Genomic DNA, 4943 nt, shown 5'->3' on the forward strand with positions numbered 1-4943 from the left:
CACTTACAGCACCTTTTGTCTTCGTGATTTTGGCTGGACCTTCTGCATGAAGTCCGTAACCATCAGATGATGTAACTGCAGTTTTTTCGTCCAAAGTAATGGCGCTGCCTTCTTTAGCATATACCCCATCAGTTTTTCCGTCGAATGAACCTCCAGAGACTGTTATTGTGGAGTTATTATTTGCAAATATGCCTGTTGTCGCTTTAGTGACGGTTACATTGTTTAAAGACACAGTGCTTTTTTCGGCACTTATTCCTTTATCTATCAAGGCGTCATCTTTGCTGCTCGATATTTTTACATTTTCCAGCGTGTTTTTATTTTCATCATTTCCGCTAGCGTTGAAAAGAGCACCTATTTGAGATGCTGTAATGGAACCATCGGTCATCTTGACTGTAGCTGCATTTTGTATATCAAGGCCGTTTGCAACTTTTTCAATGGTTGTTGTGCCTTTTAATGTAATGACGCTGTTGTTGTCAGCTTTTGCACCAGTACTCTTTTTTTCAGTTTCAGAGCCGGTTATTGTCAAATTTTCGCTAACGATTTTGCTACCAACTGCTGTATAAAGCCCAGTTACCATATTTTCAATGGTTGTTTTGCCTGTTAATTCAATCATAGTATTTGGCAAGTAGGCTGCTATACCGGTGCTATTGGTATTTTTTTCGTTCTGAGAGCCCGTTATTGTTAAATCTTTACTAACGAGTTTGCCACCAGTTGTTGCCCTAAGACCGCTGCCAGCAATGTCTTTAATGGTTGTTTGACCCGTTAATTCAATCACGCTATTAGCACCATCGACGAGTATACCAATGCTGTCTTCTTTAGCTTCAGGAAGGATTATCGTTACATTTTTTGCAGTGACTTTACTGCCCTTATTTACCCGAAATCCGTTTGCAACTTTTTCAATGGTTGTTGTGCCTGTTAATTCAACTGTACTATCAGGATCTGTGGTTGTTACACCTGTTCCTGTATCGTCTCCTTTTATTTTTAAATCTTCGCTGGTGATTTTACCACCTGTTTTTGCTAGGATCCCATCCACAGCTTTTTCAATGGTTGTTGTGCCTTTTAACGTAATTTCGCTACCAAGATCTGTAGATGTTACACCAGTTTTTTCAGATTCAGGAGCGGTTACTTTTATATCCTTGCCAATGATTTTTCCACTATTTGTTGCCTTAATCGCATCATAGTTTTTTTCGGATGCGTCGTCGGAGACATCTTTTACTTCTTCATTACTTGTAGCACTGAGGACTGTCGCATATGCGCTGAAATGAGTGCTAAACAGCATGATAGCTACGGCAGCTGTGCCGGATAAAAGAGATTTTTTAAACATTTAGATATTTTCCTTAACTTATAAGCCCCACGCATTCCTTCCCCGCTTACAAGAAGGATATCAAATGAATGGTTTTCTACTTTGGGGACCAATAGATTGTTTTTATTTTTATGTAAAGTAGAAAAATATTTTTTTATAAAAATACATAATGTTTTGAATATTATTCATTATGAAATAAATATAAATTATTTTATAATATTAAAAATTATTTATATTTATTTGATTTTAGATCATAGTGTTATTATTGTGCATTGTTTAGAGATAAACTTTATTGAGTTATAAAAAGAAAAAAGAATGGAAAAAATATTAGAAAAAAGAAACAAGAAGAGAGGAAATGAGCAATAAAGAATAGCAGTATCCATGCTGCTGTGGATATACAAAAAAGAAAGTTTGTCGTTTGACAGGAGTTTTTTTAAGTGGGAATAGGTGGAAATTTATGATTTTTTATGACTAATTTTCACCATTAAATGCGCGTTTTATCAAAATGGATTTTGACATCTAAAAAAGAGTGAAAATGAGAAAAAACTGTGATTCAATGGAAAATAGGAAAAGGCTTTGAAGATTTAAAAAAACTCTGTGAAAGCCTAGAAGACCGCCTTTTAAGCCCCTTTGAAAAAAATCTATAAATTGTGAAGTTCGCTCCAAAATCAGCCCAAAAAGCAAAAAAAGATATAATATGTTAAAAACAAAGTGTTATTAAAAATCTTAATGTAAGGAGAAATGCACCTTCATTTTCCATTGTATAATGATGGTTAGGTTGGATTTGTGTAGTTCTTGAGTGCTTTTCCAACCTCTATTTAACGTTTTAAATGCAATTTTAAAAAGAGGCAAGGTAAGCTCTATTTCTTCTCTGTCTTTGATGTTTTGAACAAGCTCTTGTAACTTTTTATCAAGCTCTGCTACGAGTTCCGCTATATCTTCAGGGGGAAGTTTAATTGTTGCATTTTTGTTACCTGATTGATTCCTTTGTCTGGGTGGCAAATAGTGATGGTGGTTGGAGTGTTAAACCGGCAAGTCCCTTTGCTGCCGCCATGTTTATCAAACGCGACAAGCAAAGGGGCGGTGTTTTTTGGTTTCCCTCCAACCAAGATGTCAAAGGCATTTTAGGAACAGCGCGCCCCATTAGCTATTTTGATGGGGAAATCGATCATGAAGCAAATCGCCTTAACCAAGCCGATATTGCTACCTTTATTCCAGCACGGCTTAGCCAAAATGCCCATGGAAAAATTGTCGCCAATGGACGTATTTTATGGGGCAACCACACCACCTCCAGTGACCCATTGTGGCGCTTTGTCAATGTGGTGCGCACCCGTGCAGCCGATGGCAGGGCTTGGTGGGAGCGCGCTGCGTCTTCTTTGCCCAATGACTTTACTTGTGGCGGCGTTTCGCGGCGTTATGATCTCAGGAAGTGCATTTGCTGCCTCTTTTGGTTGGATCGGGACAGTGATCGAAGTGGTTGGGGCGGGTCTTTCCTCTGTTGTGGGGGGTATTTTTACCCCAATAGGGGCTGTGGTTGCTGCTGTTGTGGCTGTCATCCTTGCNTTGGGCAAGCCTTTGAAGCCGTCATGCGCTTTTTTGGTGCCGATACCACCACCATCACCAAATGGAAAAATATAATCGCCAATGCTTTTGATCTCTCTCAAACTTGGCAAAAGTTTAAACAAGAGCTTTCCTCTGTTGCCGAGTGGTTTGGCAATTTGTGGGAGGGCGTTAAACAAAGCTTTTCCAACTTTTGGCAATGGTTGAAGAGTTTTTTTACACAGGAAAAGCTCTCTGATGCTGCCAAGGCTGGTATGGAACAAGCCGGCGAAGATTTGGCTAATTCGATTGTCGATGGCTTTATGTCGTCTATCTCACAATTGATGGATTTTTGTAAATCTTTGCCTAGCCGCATTAAGGGGTGGATTGGTTCCATTGATGTAAGAGAGTTTTTGCCAAGTTTTTTGGGGGGTAAAACAGCCATCCAACCCATCGTGCAATTTGCGGGAGCTTCTCCTGTAAATTCATCTGCGAGAGAGCAAAGAGACAAAGACCGTTCCCCCATCACACACAATCAAAATGTCACAGTGCATGTTAATGGGGCGCGTGAACCCATGGCCACTGGTCGTGCGGTTGCCCATGCTTTGCAACGGGCACGTGCTAATGCGCTGCATGGCGGGACAGAATGATGGGAGGGAGCCTATGAGAGATCCTTTGATGATGTTAGGTCCGCATCAATTTTATGTGGACTGGCTGAATTTCCAATCCTTTGAAGAAGAGTTTTCCGCCTCATGGGTTTGTATGGAGCGTTTTGGCAAGGCACCCAGTTTGCAATTTACCGGCTATGGCAATGATGCAAAAACCATTCATGGGGTTTGGTTTCCAGAAGAATTTGGTGATCGGGTAGCGATAGATGCCATCACTACAACTATTCGAAGAGCAAAGCCTGTCCAGATGCTTCGTTGGATTAATGATACGACCTATAGTGTCCTTCTCCATGGATCCGTAGTAATCACCACGATCAATAAAGACCATGACTATATCAGTCGCTCTGGTCAATCCCAGCGCATCCGCTATTCCATTACGCTCTTGCCCTTTTTTAATGGCGGAAAACCACAAGGACAAGACCAAGAGAGACAATATCAAATGGGGTATTACCAAGAGGAACCTACCCCATGAAGATACCCAAAAAGCGCGTTATTGTAGAGCTAGAGGATATGAGCCTCGATCTCCTTTGCTTTCACCATGTCATGGCTGTGTTAGGGGACCGTTCTCAAGTTGGGGGACTAAACGGCTATTTAGAAGCCACACTGGAAGCCAATCCAGAGATTGCCAAATATGGTGTGTTTTTACCGCGGGGCTTAAAGGTCATTCTGCCTGAATTTGTGTTGTCTAATCCCCAAAGCATGGTGAAGCGGTTATGGGATTAATGCGTACACACCCTTTTATTGTGGTCAAGGTGGGATACAAACCTGTTCATGAGGTTTTTTACCAGCGTCTTTTAACCGCAACTATCACGGACCATGCCGGTAATGAAGCCGATATATTTGAAGCAGAGTTTGATGATAGTGGCAATGATTTAGAGGTTCCCTCAAGCAACAGTGCGCTACAGGTGATCTTTGGTTATGAGAACAGCATCAGTGCCTTTATGGGGTGTTTTGTTGTCGAATCGGTTGTAAGTTGTGGGGGCAGTGATGGAGAAATCTTGCGCCTTTGTGGCAAAAGCGCCTCCATGCGTAAAGAGCTCAAAGAACAAGCGAGTGAACATTTTGATCACAAAACTGTTGGTGAGATTGTTGAGACACTCGCCAAACGCCATGGCTATCAAGCAAAGGTGAGTCCACAATTTGTCAAACAAACTCTTTCTTATGTGATTCGTACAGATCAATCGGCGGTTGATTTTTTAACCCGTCTTGCGGACCGCATGCGGGCGCGTTTTTTAATCAAAGACCATAAGTTTTTGTTTTTAAGCGGGGACAATTTACCAGCACTCGACATCCATAAGCACGACTGTTCTAACTGGGAATTCACATTAGAGCCACGCACGCAATATGGCACTATTGAAGCTTCTTATTTTGATCGCTCAAAAGGGCAGCAATGCCAAGTCAAGCATCAGACAGGGGTTAGCGGTCCCGTGCGG

The 4943-nt window shown here is 41.4% G+C and carries 3 protein-coding genes and 4 pseudogenes; 5 read left to right on the top strand and 2 right to left on the bottom strand.

Annotation, left to right across the window (positions count from 1 at the left end):
- Together ACFIL2_RS05050 and ACFIL2_RS05055 are read right to left on the bottom strand one after the other, a co-directional pair.
- A pseudogene (locus tag ACFIL2_RS05050) lies at positions 1–1324 on the bottom strand (autotransporter outer membrane beta-barrel domain-containing protein); the annotation flags it as partial.
- A 797-nt stretch (positions 1325–2121) separates the two neighbouring features.
- A pseudogene (locus ACFIL2_RS05055) lies at positions 2122–2272 on the bottom strand (transcriptional regulator); the annotation flags it as partial.
- On the opposite strand from ACFIL2_RS05055, the pseudogene ACFIL2_RS05060 reads away from it, so the two are divergent.
- The 5 genes and pseudogenes from ACFIL2_RS05060 to ACFIL2_RS05080 form a co-directional block, all read left to right on the top strand.
- A pseudogene (locus ACFIL2_RS05060) lies at positions 2269–2643 on the top strand (phage tail protein); the annotation flags it as partial. The pseudogenes ACFIL2_RS05055 and ACFIL2_RS05060 sit on opposite strands and share 4 nt — an antisense overlap.
- A 1-nt stretch (position 2644) precedes the next feature.
- Positions 2645–3492 (top strand): annotated as a pseudogene (locus ACFIL2_RS05065) (phage tail tape measure protein); the annotation flags it as partial.
- Between the two features lie 13 nt (positions 3493–3505).
- Complete coding sequence (locus ACFIL2_RS05070; RefSeq protein ID WP_375680485.1) at positions 3506–3982, top strand: phage tail protein; 477 nt, start codon at positions 3506–3508, stop codon at positions 3980–3982.
- Positions 3979–4233: a tail protein X gene (locus ACFIL2_RS05075; RefSeq protein ID WP_375680486.1), complete on the top strand. Its 255-nt coding sequence runs from the start codon at positions 3979–3981 to the stop codon at positions 4231–4233. Before ACFIL2_RS05070 ends, ACFIL2_RS05075 begins: the two co-directional genes overlap by 4 nt.
- On the top strand, positions 4233–4943 hold a 711-nt coding region (locus ACFIL2_RS05080; protein ID WP_375680487.1), incomplete at its 3' end, for a late control protein. The genes ACFIL2_RS05075 and ACFIL2_RS05080, both read left to right, overlap by 1 nt.

The sequence above is a fragment of the Bartonella sp. AP30XZML genome (assembly GCF_042195945.1).
In the GTDB taxonomy this organism is placed as follows: Bacteria; Pseudomonadota; Alphaproteobacteria; order Rhizobiales; family Rhizobiaceae; genus Bartonella.

Bases quoted from the DNA above. Each gene is read 5' to 3' on its own strand.
- ACFIL2_RS05070 (WP_375680485.1), top strand. From the start codon at position 3,506: ATGAGAGATCCTTTGATGATGTTAGGTCCGCATCAATTTTATGTGGAC.
- ACFIL2_RS05075 (WP_375680486.1), top strand. From the start codon at position 3,979: ATGAAGATACCCAAAAAGCGCGTTATTGTAGAGCTAGAGGATATGAGC.